The following is a 17,148-nucleotide window of genomic DNA, read 5'->3' as shown; positions in this document are numbered from 1 at the left end:
CTCGCCATTCCGGCTTGATTCGCCACCCAGTTCGGAGCCGACTATGCCATGAACGCCATTCGATGAAAAGCCGACGATTCGGTGAAACCATCGGCGCCTTTCCAATAGGATTTCATCATTGGATCATTTTTATATGCGCTGCAGCACGTCAATTGCCGATCAATTGATTAGGCTCATCCGTCAATGACATTGACGATTCTGGTCGATTGAATTCGCGTGCCTTTATTGCTACGATCGGCGGCGCCGAGCACCGTCCGATCACGGCTGTGCCGCGCTGCTCGACGCTTCCCGGCGCGGTGCGCATTCGGCATTCCGCATTCGCGGGAGCATTTCAATCGGCTGCGGCGCGCGTCGTATCGACATGACGCATCGGCGTGAATGCGGCTCCCGTTTCAGGTCATTTACCGGAGAGTTCGCGTGAGCCTGTTGAAAATCGCAGTCGAGCCGGCGCTGATCGGCGCCTTCCTCACCACGCACGAACAGGTCGACGTATTTCAGACCGATTTCACGAATATCGCGGCCATCGTCGTCGGTATCGATTCCGCGGAAAAGGTGCTGAAAACCGTCGAAAGAACCGGCTTCGCGATTCCGTTCTTCGTCGCGGTCGAGCCCGACCAGGAAGTGCCGCCGTCGGTCCTGCCGAGCGCGAGCGGCGTGATCCAGCTCCGCCACGGCGGCCGCCATTACTACGGCCGGCAGATTTCCGCCGCCGCCGACATCTACAGCGAGAGTCTGCTGCCGCCGTTCTTCAAGGTGATGCGCGACTACGTGCAGCGCGGCTACGTCGAGTTCGACTGCCCCGGCCATCAGGGCGGCCAGTTCTTCTCCAATCACCCGCTCGGCCGGATGTTCTTCGATTTCTTCGGCGAGACGCTGTTTCGCGCGGATCTCTGCAACGCGGACGTGCGGCTCGGCGACCTGCTGATCCACGAAGGGCCGGCGCTGGAAGCACAGCGCAACGCCGCAAGGATCTATAACGCCGACAAGACGTATTTCGTGCTGAACGGCACGTCGACGTCGAACAAGGTCGTCACGAGCGCGCTGCTCGCGCCCGGCGATCTCGTGCTGTTCGACCGCAACAACCACAAGTCGGTGCACCTCGGCGCGCTCGTGCTGTCCGGCGCGCGGCCGGTCTACCTCGAGACCGCGCGCAACGCGTGGGGCCTCATCGGCGGCGTCGACAGCGCGGCGCTCGGCGAAGCGCGCATTCGCGACGCGATCCGCGACGTCGCGCCCGAGCGCGCCGATCTGCCGCGCCCGTTCCGGCTCGCGGTGATCCAGCTCGGCACCTACGACGGCACGATCTACAACGCGCGCGAAATCGTCGACCGGATCGGGCATCTATGCGACTACATCCTGTTCGATTCGGCGTGGGTCGGCTACGAGCAGTTCATCCCGATGATGCAGGACTGCTCGCCGCTGATGCTGACGCTCGGGCCCGACGATCCCGGCATCTTCGTCACGCAGTCGGTGCACAAGCAGCAGGCCGGCTTCTCGCAGACGTCGCAGATCCACAAGAAGGACAGCCACATCGAAGGCCAGAAGCGCTTCTGCGATCACCGGCGCTTCAACAACGCGTACATGATCCACGCGTCGACGAGCCCGTTCTATCCGATGTTCGCGGCGCTCGACGTCAACGCGCAGATGCATGCGGGCCCGGCCGGCAAGCGCCTGTGGCGCGACTGCGTCGCACACGGCGTCGATGCGCGCAAGCTGCTGCTGAAAACGTGCCGCCAGATCCGCCCGTTCGTTCCGCAGCAGATCGACGGCCGCCCGTGGGCCGACTACCCGACCGAGCAGATCGTCGACGACCTGCGTTTCTTCCGCTTCCACCCGGCCGACACGTGGCACGGCTTCGAAGGCTATGCGGACGACCAGTATTTCGTCGATCCGTGCAAGCTGCTGCTGACCACGCCCGGCATCGATCGCGACACGCACGAATACGCGCCGTTCGGCGCGCCGGCGCCGATCCTCGCGCGCTACCTGCGCGAGCACGGCGTCGTGCCGGAGAAGGCCGACCTGTACACGATCCTGTTCCTGCTCACGCCGTCGGAGAGCTTCGGCAAGCTGCAGCATCTGGTCGCTCACCTCGCGCAATTCGAACGCCATCTCGATCAGGACACACCGCTGCGCGAAGCGATTCCGTCGCTGTGCGAAGCCTATCCCGAGCTGTACGGCACGATGCGCCTGCGGCAGCTGTGCCAGCGCATGCATGATTTCTATCGCAGCCACGACATGAAGCATCTGCAGAAACAGATGTTCCGGCGTGCGCAGTTCCCGAAGCAGGCGATGCTGCCGCAGGCCGCGAATGCCGAGCTGATCCGCAACGACGTCGAACTCGTCACGCTCGATCGCATCGAAGGCCGGATCGCGACCGAAGGCGCGCTGCCCTATCCGCCCGGCATCTTCTGCGTGGTGCCCGGCGAAGTATGGGGCGGCCCGGCGCTCGACTACTTCCGCGCGCTGGAGGCCGGGATCAACGCGCTGCCCGGCTTCGAACCGGAAATCCAGGGTGTGTACCTGCAGACGAAGCCGGACGGCACGAAGCAGGCGTCGGCGTACGTGGTGGCAGCCGGCGCCGACGCGTCGCGCATGTAGGCACGGCGGGCGGCTCGGCACGCTCGTGGCCGTCGCGCCGGCATGCACGTGGGTTGCGGCACGGCTCGCGCGGCCGGTCGTGCGCGCGTCGTGAATCGTGCCGGGCGATGCGCCACGCGCGCCCGCCGCGTCACCACGCCTGCCGATAGATCTCCAGCGCGTCGGCCTCGGTCACCTCGCGCGGATTGTTCACGAGCAGGCGCGTCTGCAGCATCGCGTCCGACGCCATCCTCGGCAGGTCGGCCTCGCCGATGCCGACCTCGCGCAACGTGCGCGGAATGCCCGTCGCGACGATCAGCCGGTCGATCTCGGCGATCAGCGCGCGCGTTTTCGCTTCGTCGCTGCCCGTGGCCGACGGCGCGACGATCGCCGCCAGTTCCGCATACAGCGGCGCGGCGGCCGGCGCGTTGAAGCGCAGCACGTGCGGCAGCACGAGCGCGTTCGACAAACCGTGCGGCACGTGGAAGATCCCGCCGACCGGATAGGCCAGCGCGTGCACGGCCGCGACCGGCGCGTTCGCGAACGCCTGCCCCGCGAACATCGCGCCGACCAGCATCGCTTCGCGCGCGTGCCGGTTCTGCCCGTCGTCGCATGCGGCCAGTAGGTTGCGCGACAGCAGCGTCAGCGCGTGCGTCGCCAGCATGTCGGACACCGGATTCTTCAGCCGCGCGGACGTGTACGCCTCGATCGCATGCACCATCGCGTCGATGCCGGTGGCGGCCGTCGCCGCGCGCGGCAGGCCGAGCGTGAGCTCCGCGTCGAGGATCGCGACGTCCGCGAACAGGTGCGGCGACACGACGCCCATCTTGCGCGCCTCGCCGACCGTGACGATCGACACGGCCGTGACCTCGGAGCCCGTGCCGGCCGTGGTCGGCATCTGCACGAGAGGCAGCCGCGCGCTCGTGACCTTGTCGACGCCGTACATGTCGGCCAGCGCCTGCTGCCCCGGCACGAGCACCGCGATCAGCTTCGCGACGTCCATCGACGAGCCGCCGCCGAGGCCGAGCACGATCTCGGCATCGGCCGCGACGGCCCGCGCGGTCGCGTCGAGCACCACGTGCTCGGGCGGATCGGCGATCACGTCGTCGATCACGGTGACCTGCCAGCCGTGCGCGGCGAGGCTCGCCAGCGCGGGCGCGAGCACGCCGCTGCGATGCAGGAACGCATCGGTGACGACGCACAGCCGCGCGAGCGCCGGAAAGCGTTCGCGCAACAGCGCGCCGAGCCGGCGCGCGGCGCCGAATTCGACGATCTGCGTCGGAACGGTACGGAATTGAAACGGGTTCATCGGGCGCCTCCCGGGGCCGTCGCCGTGCCGGTGTCCGGCTGCACCATGTAGCGGATCACCTCGCGACGATCGAGCAACGGCATGATCGCGCCGACACCGATCCGCTGGAAATGCGGCGTTTCCCGATGCACGTCGAGGCCGTCGGCCTCGCTGTAACGCTCGAGGATCACGATGTGGTCGGGGTTCTCCGGCGACCGGAAGTACGCGTAGTCGAGGTTTTTCGGCTCGGTACGCGTGGCCGGCGCGAGTTCGGCCAGCAATTCGACCACGCGGTCGCCGTTGCCGGGTTTCGCGAAGAAATGCGCGATGACCTGCAGATAGGGTTCGTTCATACTGCGCTCCATGTTCGACACAAGCCCGTCGCGACGGGAGCGCCCCCATCCGCGATGAGCCGGATGGATTCAAACGCGATGAGGCGGCACCGTATCACTGACGCGTCGTCGCATTGTATTGAATCGGCGCGGCCTTCGCAGTGCCGCGACAGGCCGCGAACCACAGGCCGAATCCCGCGGCACGCTCACGACGAGCCGGAACCTGGCCGGCCGCCGCGCGCTTGCGCCGCCTCCGTCGTTCACCACGGCACCGTCCGCCCCAGATAGTCCAGATATTCGAGCCCGGGCCGCGCCCGCTTCGCCAGCAGCACGTCGACGAGGCTCGGCACGCTCTCGTCGATGGTCAGGCGCGCATCGGGCCCGCCGAGTTCGGTACGGACCCAGCCGGGCGCCATCAGCGCCAGCGCGCGGCGCGTATCGGCCTGACGCGCCGCGAAGCTGCGCATGAACTGGTTCAGCGCGGCCTTGCTGCCGCGATACACCTCGCGCATCCCGCTGACGTTGTTCGCGACGCTGCCCTGCCCCGACGACATCGCGCCGATCAGGCCGTCGTCGGTCACGAGATCCTGCAGCGTCTCGATCGCACGCATCGGCGCCAGCGCATTCGTGATCATCACGCGCACGAATTCGTCGGTCGTCACTTCGCCGATCGTTTCGTTCGGATCGTTGGTCGTGCCCGCGTTCACGAACAGCATGTCGAAGCGCCGGCCCGACAGGCGCTCGCGCAGCACGGCCAGTTGCGCGGGCTCGCAGATGTCGAGCGTGCCGATCTCGAGCCGGCCGTCGAACCGGTCGGCCAGGTCATGCAGCTTGGTGCGCCCCGATCCTGCGCGCACGGTGCCCGTCACGTTCCAGCCCTTCTTCAGGAATGCCTCCGCCATCGCCAGCCCGAGGCCGCGCGACGCCGCGACGAGGAGGATCGCGGGCGCGTTTCGTCGATTCGATTCAGTCGATTGCATGGTTTTCGCCTTTGCCGTGTTTCGTCATGCGCCCACTATAGGCGCGCGCCACGACAGGCGCCAGACGCACCCAATGCAATCGATAGTTGCATTCAACGCCATGTTATCGGCACAAAGGCGTATCCTGTCTGCATGGACGACATCGACCTGAACCTCGTTACCGCGCTCGACGTGCTGCTGTCGGAAGCCAGCGTGACCGCCGCCGCGCGCCGGCTGGGCCTGAGCACGTCCGCGATGAGCCGCACGCTCACGCGGCTGCGTATCGCCACCGGCGATCCGCTGCTCGTGCGCGCCGGGCGCAGGCTCGTGCCGACGCCGCACGCAGCCGCGCTGCGCGACCGCGTGCATGCGGTCGCGAGCGACGCGCGCGCCGTGCTCCGGCCGGCGACGGCCGACGTCGATCTCGCGACGCTCACGGCCACGTTCACGATCCGGGCCGCCGCGTCGTTCATGGAAATGCTGTCCGGCCCGGTCGTCGCCGCGCTGGCCGACGTCGCGCCGCACGTGCGTATCCGCTTCGTCCCGAAGCTCGACCGCGATCCGCAAGCGCTGCGCGACGGCACGGTCGACCTGGAAATCGGCAAGCGCGGCGACGACGCGCCCGAGCTGCACACGCGCATGCTCTTTCACGACTGGCACGTCGCGGTGGCGCGCGCCGGGCATCCGGTGTTCGCGTCGGCCCGGATCACGCCCGCGCGCTATGCCGCGTGCCGCCACGTCATGGCGGCCCAGCTCGGCGATTTCGCCGGGCCGGCCGACGACACGACCGGCAACGCCGGCCCCGGCCCCGCCGTGCACGTCGTCGTGCCGGGCTACCCCGACGCGATGCGTGTCGCCGCCAGCACCGACCTGATCGCGCTGGTGCCGCGTTCGAGCCTCGGCAATGCGTGCTCGCCGGGGCTCACCGAAGTCCTCGGGCTGCGCAGTTTCGAGATTCCGGTCCGTCTGCCGGCGATCCTCGTGTCCGCGCTGTGGCATCCGCGCATGCACGGCGACCCCGTGCACCGCCGCTTGCGCGATACGGTCATCGCCGTCTGCCAGCGCGCGTATCCGGATTCCCGCCCGCCGCGCACCACGGCGCGCGGCAACGGAGCACGCGTCGCGGGCTGACCGTTGGTCACATCCCGCAGTTCGAACCAGCCGGCCGCCGATCGGGCGCCTTTTGCGATCCACCGGCTCGTCACCATTGCGGCCCGGCCCGGCGGCGCCGGCAGGCCCTTCGGCTAAAATGCCGCACTTTCCACCTCGTCCGGCCCGCTCGCCATGCAACCCGCCTCCTCCGCCCAATCCGCCTCCCGCGGCGCCGACGCCGCAGAATCGGCCCGCGACCTCGTCTACGGCCCGAACGACCGGCCGGCGCCGATGGTCGCCTTCGTCGCCGCGCTCCAGCACCTGCTGGCGATCATCGTGCCGATCGTCACGCCCGGCCTGCTGATCTGCCAGGCGCTCGGCGTGTCCAGCCGCGATACGACCCTGATCGTGTCGATGTCGCTGGTGATTTCCGGCATCGCCACCTTCGTCCAGTGCAAGCGCTTCGGCCCGCTGGGCGCCGGCCTGCTGATCGTCCAGGGCACCAGCTTCAACTTCGTCGGCCCGCTGATCGCCGGCGGCAGCCTGATGGTCAAGCAGGGCACGCCGGTCGAGACCGTGATGGCCGCGATCTTCGGCGTCGTGATCGCCGGGTCGTTCGTCGAGATGGGCGTGTCGCGCATCCTGCCGTTCGTGAAGCGCCTGATCACGCCGCTCGTCACCGGCATCGTCGTGCTGCTGATCGGCCTCACGCTGATCAAGGTCGGCCTGATCAGCATGGGCGGCGGCTACGGCGCGATGGCCAAGGGCACGTTCGCGAGCGCCGAGAACCTGACGCTGTCGGGCCTCGTGCTCGGCACGATCATCCTGCTGAACCGCGTGCCGGTCGTGTGGGTGCGCAGCACCGCGCTCGTCATCGCGCTCGCGATCGGCTATCTCGCCGCCGCGTTCCTCGGCCGCCTCGACTTCACCGGCATGCATCAGGCCGCGCTGTTCCAGGTGCCGACGCCGCTGCACTTCGGCATCGGCTTCTCGTGGGCGCTGTTCGTGCCGATGCTGATCATCTACCTCGTGACGTCGCTCGAGGCGATCGGCGACGTGACGGCCACCAGCAAGATCTCGAACGAGCCGGTCGAAGGGCCGGTGTGGATGCAGCGGATCAAGGGCGGCGTGCTCGTGAACGGCGCGAACTCGCTGCTGGCCGGCGTGTTCAATACGTTCCCGAGCTCGGTATTCGCGCAGAACAACGGCGTGATCCAGATCACCGGCGTCGCGAGCCGTCACGTCGGCATCTGGATCGCGGGGATGCTGGTGGTGCTCGGCCTGTTCCCGGTCGTCGCCGGCGTGCTGCAGGCCGTGCCCGAGCCCGTGCTCGGCGGTGCGGCGATGGTGATGTTCGGCGCCGTGGCCGCATCGGGCATCAACATCCTCGCGGGCATCCACCTCGACCGTCGCGCGCTGCTGATCATCGCGGTGTCGCTGGCGCTCGGCCTCGGCGTATCGCAGGTGCCGGACATCCTGAACAGCCTGCCGCATGCGCTGAAGAACGTGCTGGAATCGGGCGTGGCGACGGGCGGTATCTGCGCGCTCGTGATGAACTGGTTCCTGCCGGAAAAGAAGTAACCGAACGAACCGTGCGGCGGCGCGGTGCACGTGGCGGGCCGCCCCGTGCGAACGGCGTCCCGCGCGCCCCGCCCCGTCGCGCAGCCGTCGGCCACGCGACGACGACCGGTCGTCCAGCCCGATCGGCGCCGCTTGGCCGAACGATCGACGCTGGTTAGAATGGCGCCATGCCCCGAACGCCAGCGCCCAACACTGCCGCCGAAGCGAGCGCCGTCCCGATCAAGGAGCGCGCGACGGTCGTCTGCTACCGCGGCGAGCACGTCTTGCTCGTCGCGCGTGCGTCGTCGCGCTGGGCGCTACCCGGCGGCACGATCAAGCGCGGGGAGACGCCGCTCGACGCCGCGCATCGCGAGTTGCGCGAAGAAACCGGCATGACGGGCCACGATCTCGTGTACGCGATGCAGTTCACCGGGCTCGCGAAAATCCATCACGTGTTCTTCGCGGAAGTCGGCCCGGACCATACGCCGCAAGCGAACAACGAGATCGAGAAATGCAGGTGGTTTCCGATCAAAGGCGTCGAGGCACTGCGCGCGAGCATCCCGACGAAACGCATCGTCGAACTCGTCTACAAGCACGAAATCCGCAACGCATAGCACGTCGAAGGCGCGGGCACGCGCGAGCCGCCGGCCCGCCGGAATCGATTTTTTCGCGGATCGACGCGCGAACGCTCAGTGCAAGCGCTTTCTGCGCAGTTCGTGCGTGGAATAGACGACGAGGAAGATGCCCAGCATCGCGACGCCGAACGCCATGAAGTCGTTTGCGCTTCCCGAGCCATGCAAGGACTTCGGGAGGATGCCGAGACTCAACCCCGCCACCGCGAGAAGCAATCCTGCCGCCATACCCCACATCGGTCCGGCGGTCTTTTCGATTTTATTTTTCATACAGCACCCGTCTACGGTCAAGACCTGGTCGGTATCGGCAAAAAGCGCCGCATCTACCTTCAGTCATTCCACTATAGCCGGGAAATAATTCCCGTACGTCTAGTGCTTTTCCCGATCAAGTTTGCATGGACGCGGCCGTTGTACGGCGTCGGTGCGCGACGCGGGCGCGGCATGATCCTGTCCGGGAGCACAAGTATCGATGGACCGCATCGGATTCGGCGCGGCATCCGCGGAGTCGAAGCGTCGCCGCGGTGGCAAGCGCGGCATTTTCGACGGACGCAGACCCGCCGGCGGCGTTCCGTATCTAGCGTCGGTGGGCAGGAAGATCGGGAGGAATGCCGAATCGGCCGCTCACCTGTCGATCAGTCTTCTCGCGCAAGTCGCAGCAAGACGTCGGCAAGGGCCCGAATTTTCGGTTGTTCCGCACGTTGCGGCGGATAGACGAGGAAGTACGACAGGCCGTCTTCAACCACCTCCTCGAACGGTGTCACCAGCGATCCGGCGCGGAGCCGGTCTCTTGCCATTCGTGGGTCGCCGATTGCAATGCCGTGCCCTTCCGTCGATGCCGCGAGCGTCAATTCGAGGGTATCGAATACCAGCCCGCGTCCCGCATCGAGCTGGCGCGCGCCAACCTGATCGAGCCAGCATCGCCACTCCGCATGGCTGGGCCCCGGATGGAGCAAATCGACATGCGCGAGATCGGCAACGGATCGCAGCGATGTTGCCAAGGCGGGCGCGCACATCGGCGTGAGCCTCTCGGGAAATAGCGCTACCGCCTCCATGCCGGTCCATTGCCCCGTGCCGCGCACGATGACGGCGTCGACGTCGGACGTCGTGAAATCCGGCTTATCGTCCGCGGATGTCGAAATACGCAGCTCCGTCCCGCTCATCGCACGATGAATGTCCGGCAGCCGCGGGAGCAACCAGCGAACGGCGAACGTGGACGGCAACTTCAACGTGAGCACCGCGGTCGCCCGTGCTCGGGAATCCGCGTGCTGGACCAATTGCGTGAGCACGTCGACCGCGACCGTCAGCAGTGCATTTCCTTCCGCGGTCAACGTCAGCCCCGATACATGGCGCACGAACAGTGCGCATCGATAATGCGTTTCCAACTGCTGTATCTGGCGGCTCACCGCGCCTTGCGTACGGCACAGATGATCCGCCGCCTTGCTGACGCTGCCGAGCTGCGCCGCGGCGACGAACGACTGAATCGCCGCCAACGGCGGGAGCGGCCGCGTCAGGTCGGCCAGCGGATATGCATGCGCCGCATACCCGGGTTGCAAATTTTTCGATTGTTCGGTCATCGGTGCGTCGTTATCGTGCGTCTACCGGATACCCCGCTCCTACGCATGAACGGGAGCGTCAACGAATGATCGGAGGATAATTTTGGGCTCAACGTCGGCATCACTCTATACGGAACAGGTTCGCACTTACCTTCGAGAGCTGGAGCGAGGCGATGTGGGCGCCATCTGCGCGCTATTCACGCCGGACGCGCGGATTTTTTCGCCGTTTCTCGGCTGGATGCACGCCGAACCCTTCTTTTCGAAGGTCGCTGCCGCATCGGGAGAAAGCAAGATTACACCGATCGATATCTGCGTCAGCACGACAGGCGCTCGACGTGCGACCGGTTACTTCATCTACGACTGGGCCCTGAAAGACGGTTCGGTGGCGCGCTTCGAGTGCGTCGACGTGTTCGAGTTCGACATCGCGGGGCTGATCGAACGGATGATCATCGTCTACGACACCCATCCGATTCGCAGTACGGTCGGCGACAAGTACGCGTGACCGAATCGATGTCGCGCGATACCGAGCGCCGGCATTTGTGCAGCGCCGCTCCACCGCCGCGGCGGCGTCGACTACGCGTTTGCGTCGCGGTGCTGCCTGTCGAAATTCCGCCTCGCTTCACGGAAGCGGTCCGCATTCTCGACGATCCAGGTCCACAGCGGGACCATGCGAACGAGCAGGTCCATGCCCGTGTCGGACAACTCGTATTCGACTCTGGGGGGGACTTCTTCGAAATCGTGACGGCGCACGAGGCCGTCACGCTCGAGCTGCCGTAACGTGCGCGTCAACATGCGCTGAGTCACCCCGTGCATGCGCCTGCCGATTTCCGCATGGCGCAGCCTGCCGTACACGCCGAGCGTGTGCACGACACCGAGCGACCAACGGCTTCCGGCATGGGCAAGCACCTCCCGCCGCAACCCGTCATCATCGTCCCGCAGGCCGTCACACACGGTCTGCGAATATTGAAGAAGTTCATCTCGATCCAACTCTCTGGCTCCCAGTATCACGCGTGTGCCTTCTTTCATCCACGCCCACGCATTGCTAGACTGCCGCCACGCATTCCTTGATGGGCTAAACGATGAACCGAACAGATCCTGACGCTACGTCTCGAAACATTCTCGTGCTCGGTGCCGGCGAACTCGGCCTCCCGGTGCTACGCAGTCTTGCACGCCGGGCGAAGGACGTGACTGGCGCGAAGATCAGCGTGCTGCTGCGCGCCAGTGCCGTCGAATCCAGCGCACCCGCCAAGCGGCATGATATCGCGGAGATTCGGGATCTTGGGATCGAGATCGTCATAGGCGATTTCGTGAAGCGTTCCATCGATGAACTCGCTGTCTTGTTCGCGCGATATGACACGGTAATCGGTTGCGCGGGCATTACGGCCGGAATCGACACGCCGATGAAATTGGCACGCGCTGCATTGCAGGCGCGAATCCCGAGGTACTTCCCGTGGCAGTTCGGGGTCGATTTCGACGTGATCGGTCGCGGCAGTCCGCAGGACATCTTCGACGCACAGCTGGACGTGCGCGAATTGCTGCGCAGTCAGCACGACACCGAGTGGGTCATCATCTCGACCGGCATGTTCATGAGCTATCTGTTCGAGCCGGACTTCGGTGTCGTTGACCTGAAAAACGACACGGTCCACGCGTTGGGCAGCCTCGACACCGCCGTGACGCTGACGACGCCCGACGATATCGGCGCACTGACTGCCGAGATCGTGTTCGCCCAACCTCGTATCCGGAACGAGATCGTGTATCTGGCCGGCGACACCGTGACTTACGGTGAGGTCGCCGACAAGCTGCAAGCGGGCCTCGGCCGCCCTTTCAGCCGTGCGGTGTGGAGTGAGGCGTACTTGCTGGATGAACTGGCGCGGGACCCACACAACATGATGCGGAAGTATCGTGCCGCTTTCGCTCAAGGGCGGGGTGTCGCGTGGGACAAGCGCGGGACGTTCAATCAACGCCACGCCATTCCGGTCACCGACGTGGCATCGTGGATCGAGGCAAACCTTGCTTCGGGCCGCGGCGAGTCATCGTGAAACCGGCCGGCCGGGCAGACGGCCGGTCCCCGCTTGACGCAGCCGCGGGCGGCTATCCACGCCCGATCGCGGGCGCTGCGAGCAGCGCCTGGGCGGTGCGCGTCGCCATCGGGTCATCAGACTTGTACGCCGCCGCGTACGCATAGGTACGCCACGATGCATCGCCAAGTGCGTAAAGACAGACAGCCGCGAGCGCCATGCCGCGCGACGACAGCGTGCCGTCGCGCTCCACCCGGCGCAATTCGGTCAGCGCCTCGCCCCAGGCGCGTGCACGCACATGCCACCAGGCCAGCACCTCGCGCATTTCGCCGCTCCCGGGACGCAGCACCGCCATCGCATCGAGCAGGTCCTGAACGTCCGAAAACGTATCGAGCACCGCACCGGCCCACAGCACGTGCATCATCCCCGTGACGATCGCGTTGTCGCTCAACGCCTCGATCATGTTTTTCTCCAAGCTTTTTCGGCCAATCGCCATCGGCGAACGCATACTTGCGCGCGCTCGCGCATTCACCGCGTTTCACTTGCCGCCCGCGAGCGCCCTCGCCTCGGCCGCGATGCCCACGAGCGACAGTTGATCGCGTACCTGATCGATGAAGATCGCCGCCATCAGGGCGAGCATCAGAATCGTGAGCGCGCCTTTCACGGGCTGCGCCAGCGACGGCAGATCGAGCTTTTGCGACACCTTCCCGGTAAAGCCGAAGCCGATGTCGATCAGCAGCAGCATCAGCATCATCGGCGTGGCCAGCTTCGCCACCGTTTCCATCAGCGAGTCGGTCTTCCCCAGCACGAACGATTCGAGTACCGCCCCCCCGGCCGGCGTGAGGTTCGCAAGCGGCCACCAGGTATACGATTCGTAGATCGCGCCGAGCAGAAACGTCATGCCGCCCAGACACCAGAACGCCGCGATCGCGAACTGGCTCAGGAGCGTGGAAGTCAGCGACGTCTGCTGCCCCTGGCTCGGGTTCTGCATCTGCAGTTGATTGAAACCGGTCAGATCGTCGACGTACGTGCCGACGCTTTCGGCGGCCCAGAACACCGTCGACGCCGCGAAGCCGAGGCCGACGCCGATCAGCGCCTCCTTCAACCCGATGCCCACGAGCATCGTCGCATCGCCCTGCTCGAGCAGGCCGCGTTGCCCGTACGCGATGAAGCTGCCCCACAGCAGCGCCAGCGCGGTGCGCACGCGGCCTTGCACGACGTTGTCGGACGTCGGCGGAAAAATCATCATCAGGACCATCAATCGTTCACTGCAAAGGCCGAGCACGATCAAAAACCTGACCAGCTGATGGCTCGATTCGATCGATGCGAATGTAATCTCGCTCATTTCAGTCACCTGTCGCTCAATGGATGCCGGCTGGCGAGCGCGCTCGCCGCTTCAAAACGCCGGACTGGGCCGGCGACTCTCCGATGTTTCCTCGTCCTGCGCGTCCTCGATCGCGAGCTCGATACCCTTGACGAGCGTGTCGCGCCGCTTGCCGTAGATGTCGATGCGGGCACGGTTGCGCAGGATCTCCGTGCGCAGCGCACCGATCTGCGCCTCCTTCGCCGCGAGCGCCTGTGCGGCCTGCGCCGCCCGGGCCTCGAGCATCGCGTGCTGCTCGGCCGCGTGCGAGCGGAATTCGCGCAGCTTCAGATACTCATTCGCCCGGAAGGAAACGCCGCCCAGCATCGCGTCGATCTTGCCGTCGTGCGCGGCGAGCTCGGCCGCATGCGCGCGCACCGCCGCGCGGCTTTCGTCCAAGGCGTCCATGAGCGCCTGCAGCTCGCCGCGCAAACCGCCGAGCGCCGCATTGAGCTTGCGATCGAGCTGGCGGCGACGCGAGAGCACGCGCTCGAACGCGGCAACGCGGCGGTCCTTCATCACTCGCCTCCGGCATCAGGACTGCACGATCTCGCCGAGGGCCGCGAGCGTGTCGCTCGGGTCGACGAGCAGATCGGTCGGTTGGCCGAGGAAAGCCCGAATCGCGTCGATCTTCGCAATGGCTTCGTCGGCAAGCGCATCGGTGCCGCTCTGATACTCGCCCACCTGCAGCAGCAGTTCGACCTCCTTGTGCTTGGCCATCAGCCGCCGCACGTGCCCCGCCGCCGCCACGTGCTCGCGCGGCACCACCTGCGTCATCACGCGCGAAAGACTGCCGAGCACGTCGATCGCCGGATAGCGGTTCTGTGCCGCAATCTCGCGCGAAAGAATCATGTGGCCGTCGAGAATGCCCCGCACTTCCTCGGCGATCGGGTCGCCGCCCGATTCGTCCTCGGCCAGCACGGTATAAAGGGCGGTGATCGAGCCGAGCTCCGAACGGCCCGCGCGCTCCAGCAGCCGCGGCAGCTCGGCGAAGATCGACGGCGGAAAGCCGCGCCGCGTCGGCGGCTCGCCCATCGCCAGGCCGATTTCGCGCTGCGCGCGCGCGAAGCGCGTCAGCGAATCCATCATCAGCAGCACCCGCATGCCGCGGTCGCGGAAGTATTCGGCCACCGCCGTTGCCGCATAAGCGGCCTTCGCGCGCTCGATCGACGAGCGGTCCGATGTCGCGCAGACGACGACCGAGCGCGCCATTCCCTCCGACCCGAGAATGTGCTCGCAGAATTCGCGCACTTCGCGGCCGCGCTCCCCGATCAACGCGATGACGTTGACGTCGCAGCGCGCCCCGCGCGCGAACATGCCCATCAACGTGCTCTTGCCGACGCCGGCCGGCGCGAAGATGCCCATGCGCTGGCCCTCGGCCAGCGTCATCATGCCGTCGACGACGCGCACGCCCGTCGGCATCGGGGTATCGACGACGGGCCGCGACATCGGATCGGGCGGATCGGCGATGACGGGCTGCCACTCGTCGCATTCGAGCGGCCCCTTGCCGTCGATCGGCTCGCCCAGGCTGTCGATCACGCGGCCGAGCAGGCGGGGGCCGATGCGCAGCGAAAGCGGACGCCGGAGTCCCACCACGCGTGTCGCCCGGGACACGCTGCCGAGCCGGCCGAACGGCGAGAGCAGCGCGACGTCGCGCGAGAAGCCGACCACCTCGGCACGCTGCAGCAACGCGCCTTCGGGCGAACGCAGCTCGCATAGCTCGCCGAGCGTCGCGTCGAGACCCGATACGCGTACGAGCGTGCCGATCACTTCCTGCACCTTGCCGCACGCCGCGGGTTGCGCGCCGGCACGCAGTTCGCGCTCCATCGCCTCCATCAGCGCCGAGAAGCCGCGTATGGCCCGCGGCTGCGCGATGTGCGCCCCGCTCGCTTCATCGGTTCCGAAACTGTCCGCGCTGTCGATCATGGCGCTCCCTTCCTTGTCATGTGTTCTTCCACGTGCCGCGCGAAGGTCCGTTCAGATGGACATCGCGTCGGCGTCGGCATGCGCGGCATCGGTCCAACCCTCGTCGTGCAGGTCCCCCGCCGTTTGCAGGGCCGCGGCATCGTCCTGCCAACCTCCTTCGTCGCCGAGGTTGCCGTCGCCGAGGTTGCCGCCATCGCCGCCGTCGCCGCCCTCGCCGCCCTCGCCGCCGTCGTTCGCGCGCGCATCCGGGTCCGCCAGATCCTCGCCGGCGCCGACGGCGTACTCGCCGATCGGCACCTCGGCGTCGCCCGCGAAACCGGCCTGCGCGTCGACCGCTTGTGCGTCATCCCCGGGCCGCGCATTCGGCGCCTCGCGCGAGGGCTCCTCCGCCACGCTTCGCACGGCGCGCGCCAGGGCGTCGCGCATCGCCGCCAAGTGCAACGACAAGCTCGCGTCGATCGCGCCCAGGTCGGTTTCGGCGACGCATGCGCCGGGCGCAAGCGTCGCGTCGGCCGCCACGCGCAGCCGCACGGCGCGCCCGGCCTCGCGCCACGCCGCGGCCGCTTCGTCGAAGGCCGCGCTCGCCGCGGCCAGATCCGACGGATGAACACGCAGATGAACGGGGCTGCCGTCGGCGACGATCCGCTCCACCGTCGCGGCCGCGCGCGCGAAAAGCGCCTTGGGATCGGCCGACGCAACGATCTGCTCGACCGCCAGCGCGACCAGTTCGGCCAGCCGGTCCTGCTGCCCGGGCGCGAGCCGGCAGGCTTCGGCGTGCGCGGCCGCCGCGCGTTCGTGCCAATCGGTCAGCCCCCGCCGCAAACCATCGTCGTAGCCCCGCTCGGCCGCTTGCGCGAACTCACGCATCGCGCGCTCGGCGAGCTCTTCCGCGCGGGCGCGGGCTTCGTCGAGCAGCACGCGGGCCTGGGCGCGCGCCGCGTCCAGCGCCTCGTCGCATTGCCGGCGCATCTCGGCGTACGCCGCATCGATCTCGACGATCGCCGCGAGGCGTTCATGACGCAGGACGTCCCCTTCGACGCCCACGCCGAGGTCCGTGCCTTCGGCCTGCGGATTGCGTAACCAGATCACCATGACCACTCCGGAAACAAGTCGGGCAGTTGCGAGACGATCGAAAGGCTCGGGCTCGAGCCTTCCGAAGACGGGAGTGACGGCGGCAACGACGGGGACGGCCACGCCCCCTCCTCGTCGCGCGCCGGCATGGCCCACCGCATGATCGCGAGCGGGCCGCCCGGCGCCCATCGGCAGTCGCGCTCGAAAAGCCGAAAGCCGAGCCACGCGAGGACGTCGCCATCGGCCGCGTCGAGCGGCACTGGCATGACCGATGCCGCGGTGTGCGCGCGCGCGGCCAGCGAGCGCGCCTCGCCCGCAAGCTCGCGCCCGCGCGCGAAGAGCAGATTGACGCCGCGCGCCCCGATCCAGCCCGTCAACTTCTCGCGACGCGGCCGGTCGATCCAGGTGCGCAATGGCTCCACCTGCTCCACGAGCGCGCGCAGGCGGAACACGGTCAGACAATCGTGCGCCGGCAGCAAGGCAAGCGCCGTTTCCGGCGCGTCGAACGCGGCAAGCGGCGGCACGGGCATGCCCCATTCGTCGAGCAGCGCATCGGCAAGCGCCTCCGCCTGCGCGGGGCCGCATGCGCCGAGCCGGTCTGCACAGGGCACGCGTGCAAGGCGCGCCGGATGCATCCAGTCGAACAGCGTACGCCGGCGCTGATGGTAGGCGGCCAGCCTCGCCGCGACGGCCGCCGGCGTCTCGCCGTTCGGGGCGGCAACGCTGTCGGCGGTTGCGTCGTCTGCATCGGCTGCGTCGTATGCGCTCATCGTGTGC

18 protein-coding genes are annotated in these 17,148 nt (G+C 67.3%); 6 read left to right on the top strand and 12 right to left on the bottom strand.

The window, feature by feature from the left end; translation table 11 throughout:
* Window positions 1-417 precede the first annotated feature (417 nt).
* Window positions 418-2,598 (top strand): ornithine decarboxylase, encoded by a 2,181-nt coding sequence (locus tag QZM15_RS00985; protein ID WP_302105591.1) that lies wholly within the window; start codon window positions 418-420, stop codon window positions 2,596-2,598.
* Window positions 2,599-2,728: 130 nt separating this feature from the next.
* Here the strand turns inward: QZM15_RS00985 and QZM15_RS00980 are convergent, their stop codons facing one another.
* The 3 genes from QZM15_RS00980 to QZM15_RS00970 all read right to left on the bottom strand — a co-directional run bounded on the left by QZM15_RS00980 (window position 2,729) and on the right by QZM15_RS00970 (window position 5,177).
* Window positions 2,729-3,886 carry an iron-containing alcohol dehydrogenase gene (locus tag QZM15_RS00980; RefSeq protein WP_302105590.1) on the bottom strand — a complete coding sequence of 386 codons (1,158 nt, stop codon included), beginning with the start codon at window positions 3,884-3,886 and terminating at the stop codon, window positions 2,729-2,731.
* Window positions 3,883-4,218, bottom strand: a complete 336-nt coding sequence (locus QZM15_RS00975; RefSeq protein WP_059582584.1) for a putative quinol monooxygenase — start codon at window positions 4,216-4,218, stop codon at window positions 3,883-3,885. The genes QZM15_RS00980 and QZM15_RS00975 overlap by 4 nt, the downstream gene beginning before the upstream one ends.
* A 239-nt stretch (window positions 4,219-4,457) precedes the next feature.
* Window positions 4,458-5,177 carry an SDR family oxidoreductase gene (locus tag QZM15_RS00970; RefSeq protein WP_302105589.1) on the bottom strand — a complete coding sequence of 240 codons (720 nt, stop codon included), beginning with the start codon at window positions 5,175-5,177 and terminating at the stop codon, window positions 4,458-4,460.
* A gap of 132 nt (window positions 5,178-5,309) precedes the next feature.
* Here QZM15_RS00970 and QZM15_RS00965 point away from each other — a divergent pair, with 132 nt between their 5' ends.
* From QZM15_RS00965 to QZM15_RS00955, 3 genes are all read left to right on the top strand, one after another.
* The gene (locus QZM15_RS00965; protein ID WP_302105588.1) at window positions 5,310-6,287 is read left to right on the top strand and encodes a LysR family transcriptional regulator; all 978 of its coding nucleotides are present in this window, start codon (window positions 5,310-5,312) and stop codon (window positions 6,285-6,287) included.
* 153 nt (window positions 6,288-6,440) lie between these two features.
* Window positions 6,441-7,829: a nucleobase:cation symporter-2 family protein gene (locus tag QZM15_RS00960; RefSeq protein ID WP_059639225.1), complete on the top strand. Its 1,389-nt coding sequence runs from the start codon at window positions 6,441-6,443 to the stop codon at window positions 7,827-7,829.
* A 167-nt stretch (window positions 7,830-7,996) separates the two neighbouring features.
* Entirely contained in the window at window positions 7,997-8,422 is a 426-nt protein-coding gene (locus QZM15_RS00955; RefSeq protein ID WP_059582592.1) for an NUDIX hydrolase, read from the top strand.
* A 75-nt stretch (window positions 8,423-8,497) separates the two neighbouring features.
* Here the strand turns inward: QZM15_RS00955 and QZM15_RS00950 are convergent, their stop codons facing one another.
* Window positions 8,498-8,710, bottom strand: a complete 213-nt coding sequence (locus QZM15_RS00950; protein ID WP_059583102.1) for a hypothetical protein — start codon at window positions 8,708-8,710, stop codon at window positions 8,498-8,500.
* Window positions 8,711-9,072: 362 nt separating this feature from the next.
* Complete coding sequence (locus tag QZM15_RS00945) at window positions 9,073-10,014, bottom strand: LysR substrate-binding domain-containing protein (RefSeq protein ID WP_059582593.1); 942 nt, start codon at window positions 10,012-10,014, stop codon at window positions 9,073-9,075.
* A gap of 82 nt (window positions 10,015-10,096) precedes the next feature.
* Here QZM15_RS00945 and QZM15_RS00940 point away from each other — a divergent pair, with 82 nt between their 5' ends.
* Entirely contained in the window at window positions 10,097-10,495 is a 399-nt protein-coding gene (locus QZM15_RS00940; RefSeq protein ID WP_059639222.1) for a nuclear transport factor 2 family protein, read from the top strand.
* A gap of 71 nt (window positions 10,496-10,566) precedes the next feature.
* Here QZM15_RS00940 and QZM15_RS00935 read toward each other — a convergent pair whose 3' ends face one another.
* Window positions 10,567-10,980, bottom strand: coding sequence for a helix-turn-helix domain-containing protein (locus QZM15_RS00935; RefSeq protein ID WP_059583104.1), 414 nt, complete (start codon window positions 10,978-10,980; stop codon window positions 10,567-10,569).
* Between the two features lie 92 nt (window positions 10,981-11,072).
* On the opposite strand from QZM15_RS00935, the gene QZM15_RS00930 reads away from it, so the two are divergent.
* The gene (locus QZM15_RS00930; protein WP_059582599.1) at window positions 11,073-12,032 is read left to right on the top strand and encodes an aromatic alcohol reductase; all 960 of its coding nucleotides are present in this window, start codon (window positions 11,073-11,075) and stop codon (window positions 12,030-12,032) included.
* 52 nt (window positions 12,033-12,084) lie between these two features.
* Here QZM15_RS00930 and QZM15_RS00925 read toward each other — a convergent pair whose 3' ends face one another.
* The 6 genes from QZM15_RS00925 to QZM15_RS00900 form a co-directional block, all read right to left on the bottom strand.
* Entirely contained in the window at window positions 12,085-12,474 is a 390-nt protein-coding gene (locus tag QZM15_RS00925) for an HrpB1 family type III secretion system apparatus protein (protein ID WP_059583107.1), read from the bottom strand.
* A 75-nt stretch (window positions 12,475-12,549) separates the two neighbouring features.
* Window positions 12,550-13,356 carry a type III secretion system export apparatus subunit SctT gene (sctT, locus tag QZM15_RS00920; protein WP_059582601.1) on the bottom strand — a complete coding sequence of 269 codons (807 nt, stop codon included), beginning with the start codon at window positions 13,354-13,356 and terminating at the stop codon, window positions 12,550-12,552.
* Window positions 13,357-13,407: 51 nt separating this feature from the next.
* Window positions 13,408-13,893, bottom strand: a complete 486-nt coding sequence (locus QZM15_RS00915) for a type III secretion system protein (protein ID WP_059582604.1) — start codon at window positions 13,891-13,893, stop codon at window positions 13,408-13,410.
* Between the two features lie 15 nt (window positions 13,894-13,908).
* Window positions 13,909-15,300 (bottom strand): type III secretion system ATPase SctN, encoded by a 1,392-nt coding sequence (gene sctN / locus QZM15_RS00910; RefSeq protein ID WP_302105587.1) that lies wholly within the window; start codon window positions 15,298-15,300, stop codon window positions 13,909-13,911.
* Between the two features lie 51 nt (window positions 15,301-15,351).
* Window positions 15,352-16,392: a type III secretion system stator protein SctL gene (gene sctL / locus QZM15_RS00905; protein WP_302105586.1), complete on the bottom strand. Its 1,041-nt coding sequence runs from the start codon at window positions 16,390-16,392 to the stop codon at window positions 15,352-15,354.
* Entirely contained in the window at window positions 16,386-17,141 is a 756-nt protein-coding gene (locus tag QZM15_RS00900) for a type III secretion protein HrpB4 (protein ID WP_302105585.1), read from the bottom strand. The genes sctL and QZM15_RS00900 overlap by 7 nt, the downstream gene beginning before the upstream one ends.
* Window positions 17,142-17,148 lie beyond the last annotated feature (7 nt).

This window comes from Burkholderia sp. AU44665, from assembly GCF_030504405.1.
Taxonomy (GTDB): Bacteria; Pseudomonadota; Gammaproteobacteria; order Burkholderiales; family Burkholderiaceae; genus Burkholderia; species Burkholderia semiarida.
This window is presented reverse-complemented; position numbering and strand designations above follow the sequence as displayed.

What these genes read in the sequence shown, in the direction of transcription:
- QZM15_RS00915 (WP_059582604.1), bottom strand. Translation starts at nt 13,893, where the DNA reads ATGAAGGACCGCCGCGTTGCCGCGTTCGAGCGCGTGCTCTCGCGTCGC.
- QZM15_RS00925 (WP_059583107.1), bottom strand. Translation starts at nt 12,474, where the DNA reads ATGATCGAGGCGTTGAGCGACAACGCGATCGTCACGGGGATGATGCAC.
- sctL (WP_302105586.1), bottom strand. Translation starts at nt 16,392, where the DNA reads ATGGTGATCTGGTTACGCAATCCGCAGGCCGAAGGCACGGACCTCGGC.
- QZM15_RS00970 (WP_302105589.1), bottom strand. Translation starts at nt 5,177, where the DNA reads ATGCAATCGACTGAATCGAATCGACGAAACGCGCCCGCGATCCTCCTC.
- QZM15_RS00980 (WP_302105590.1), bottom strand. Translation starts at nt 3,886, where the DNA reads ATGAACCCGTTTCAATTCCGTACCGTTCCGACGCAGATCGTCGAATTC.
- sctT (WP_059582601.1), bottom strand. Translation starts at nt 13,356, where the DNA reads ATGAGCGAGATTACATTCGCATCGATCGAATCGAGCCATCAGCTGGTC.
- QZM15_RS00950 (WP_059583102.1), bottom strand. Translation starts at nt 8,710, where the DNA reads ATGAAAAATAAAATCGAAAAGACCGCCGGACCGATGTGGGGTATGGCG.
- QZM15_RS00945 (WP_059582593.1), bottom strand. Translation starts at nt 10,014, where the DNA reads ATGACCGAACAATCGAAAAATTTGCAACCCGGGTATGCGGCGCATGCA.
- QZM15_RS00965 (WP_302105588.1), top strand. Translation starts at nt 5,310, where the DNA reads ATGGACGACATCGACCTGAACCTCGTTACCGCGCTCGACGTGCTGCTG.
- QZM15_RS00930 (WP_059582599.1), top strand. Translation starts at nt 11,073, where the DNA reads ATGAACCGAACAGATCCTGACGCTACGTCTCGAAACATTCTCGTGCTC.
- QZM15_RS00960 (WP_059639225.1), top strand. Translation starts at nt 6,441, where the DNA reads ATGCAACCCGCCTCCTCCGCCCAATCCGCCTCCCGCGGCGCCGACGCC.
- QZM15_RS00955 (WP_059582592.1), top strand. Translation starts at nt 7,997, where the DNA reads ATGCCCCGAACGCCAGCGCCCAACACTGCCGCCGAAGCGAGCGCCGTC.
- sctN (WP_302105587.1), bottom strand. Translation starts at nt 15,300, where the DNA reads ATGATCGACAGCGCGGACAGTTTCGGAACCGATGAAGCGAGCGGGGCG.
- QZM15_RS00900 (WP_302105585.1), bottom strand. Translation starts at nt 17,141, where the DNA reads ATGAGCGCATACGACGCAGCCGATGCAGACGACGCAACCGCCGACAGC.
- QZM15_RS00975 (WP_059582584.1), bottom strand. Translation starts at nt 4,218, where the DNA reads ATGAACGAACCCTATCTGCAGGTCATCGCGCATTTCTTCGCGAAACCC.